Origin of the sequence: Brevundimonas sp. (assembly GCF_036677305.1) — a bacterium.
GTDB lineage: Bacteria > Pseudomonadota > Alphaproteobacteria > Caulobacterales > Caulobacteraceae > Brevundimonas.
On sequence record NZ_JAKFEB010000181.1, the window covers coordinates 1 to 2,417 of the forward strand.

Consider the following 2,417-nt stretch of genomic DNA (forward strand, 5'->3'; position numbering starts at 1 on the left):
GTCGATCTGATCCTGGTCCAGCAGCCGCCACTCTCCCGGCGCCAGATCGTCCGGCAGGGCCAGCCCGCCGACCCGTTCGCGGTGCAGTTCCTCGACGTGGTTGCCCACCGCCGCGAACATCCGCCGCACCATGTGATAGCGGCCCTCGGTCACCGTCAGCCGCGCCTCGGTCGGCGACAGCACGTCCAGCGCGGCCGGCGACAGCGGCTTGTCCTCGCCCTCCAACACCAGACCCCCGGCGGCGAAAATGTCGCCCTCGCTCCCGTCCAGCGGCCGCGCCAGGGTGGCGCGATAGACCTTGGCCACATGACGTTTGGGCGAGATCACCCGGTGCAGCAGGTCGCCGTCGTCGGTCAGCAGCAGCAGGCCCGTGGTCTGCTTGTCCAGCCGCCCGATGGTCGAGATCGCCGGGTCGCGCCGCTTCCACCGCGGCGGCAGGACGTCATAGACTAGGGCCCCGTCCTCCTTGCGCGAACAGGTCATGCCCAGCGGCTTGTGCAGCATCATCACCAGACCCGGAACCGGATCCAGCGGCTCGCCGTCGATCTCCATCCGCGACGGCAGGTCCGGCGTCACCGCGATCCGCTTCGACACATCGGTCAGATCAGCGCCGTCCAGCACGATCCCGCCCGCCTTGCCCAGCCGCGCCATCTCGGTCCGCGAGCCATAGCCCATCGAGCCCAGCAGCTTGTCGACGCGGGCGGTGGGGGTTTTCATCCTTCGTCATCCTCCGGCGAGCGAAGCGAGACCGGGGGACCCGGCGGCGCCGAAGGCGACCTGTTCAGGCAGGCTGTCGTAAACAGCGAGCTCCCGGCAGTTTCGCGCTGCCGCGCGCCGCTGGGTCCCCCGGTCTGCGCCGCTGCGCGGCTTGCCGGAGGATGACGAAAAGGAAGTGCGCTGCTCACTTCACCGCCTCGAACACCTTGTACCCGCCCGCATCGGCGGCCATCCGCACCCGTTTGAAGGCCGCGTTCAGCTCGGCCTCATAGGGCAGGTGGCGGTTGGCCACGAGCCACAGCACCCCGCCCTTGCCCAGCATGCCCGCCGCCTGACGGATGAAGGCCTGACCCAGCCGCTTGTCCTCGGCCCCGCCGTCGTGGAACGGCGGATTGGTGACGATGAAGTCCAGATCGCCGGCCGCCTCGACGGTGCGCGCATCCGCCCATTCGAAGGTCGCGCGCGGGTCGGTGACATTCTGCTTCGCCGCCGCGATGGCGCGCCGGTCCAGATCGATCAGCCGCAGCGACGTCACCGCCGGCGACCCCAGCACCACCGTCGCCAGCGCGCCGTAGCCGCAGCCCAGATCGGCCCCGGCGCCCTTCAGCTTCGGCGCCGTCTGCGCCAGCAGCATCGACCCCGCATCGATCCGGTCCCAGGCGAAGACGCCCGGCTGCGACCAGGCTTCCAGCCCCTCGACCAGACGCGGCGCGCCCGCGGCGATGGCTTCGTCGATCCCGGTCAGCGTCTTGGGCCGGATGACGACGCAGCGCCGGTGATGCGCCTTGGCGCTCTCGCCGACCTCGACGCCGAAGCCTTCCAGCTCCTTCTTCAGCCGCGACCCGCCCTTGTCCTTGGGCGCCATGGCGTCCAGCCGTCCCCCGGGCTTCAGCGCCCGCAGCGCCAGCGCCAGCGTATGCCGCCGTTCCAGCACCCCGGGCGGGGCGTAGATCATGATCGCGTCGGCCGAGCCCTCGGCCACATCCTCGAGCGGCGTCGAGCCGGGGATCAGGGGCGAAACCTGGGTCGCCGCGCCGGGCGGATCGAACACCGCCGGCGGGCGGCCATACAGAAGGGTGGTCATGGCGCGGCCTATAGCGGGAATGGGGCGCGGCGGGAAACGGGGGCGTAACTCCCTCTCCCGGGTCGCCTGCCCGGGGGCGAGCGCCACCCCCCGTCATTCCGGGGCCGAGCGCAGCGAGGAACCCGGAACCCAGGAGACCGGGCTCGACGTTTGCGGCGCGTCGGACGACGGCGGCGTCGGCTTCCAGCTGTCCGAAATGGTCGAAAAGACCAACCGCGTAGGAGGGGAGCCCCCCTTCCTGCCGTCATTCCGGGGCCGAGCGCAGCGAGGAACCCGGAACCCAGGAGACCGGGCTCGACGTTCGCGGCGCTTCAGAGGACGGTGTCCGATCCCCTGGGTTCCGGGTTCTGTTCCCGGCTGCGCCGGTCCCAGCCCCGGAATGACGGGTTCAATGCTGCAGGTTCGCGCTGAAACAGACGAGTTGCAGAAGCCAACCCTTTGACCCCTAAGGTTTATCAACACGCAGCAGCGTCATCTCGTAGCCTTGGTCCAGCCCCGCCCCATAATCCCCCCATCCCGTCGGTGGGGAGGGCGTCGGATCCACGCTTCTCGATGTCGGCGGGCTGTGGTCGAGCGATGAAGCCCGGGGGCGCTTACGCCGGGGGTCCTTGAGGAC

The 2,417-nt window shown here is 70.3% G+C and carries 2 protein-coding genes; both read right to left on the bottom strand.

All coding sequences use genetic code 11. The features are described from left to right. On the bottom strand, positions 1–717 hold a 717-nt coding region (locus V6M42_RS10605), incomplete at its 3' end, for a pseudouridine synthase (RefSeq protein ID WP_332678446.1). A 184-nt stretch (positions 718–901) separates the two neighbouring features. Beyond that, positions 902–1,801 (bottom strand): class I SAM-dependent methyltransferase, encoded by a 900-nt coding sequence (locus V6M42_RS10610; protein WP_332678447.1) that lies wholly within the window; start codon positions 1,799–1,801, stop codon positions 902–904. Positions 1,802–2,417 lie beyond the last annotated feature (616 nt).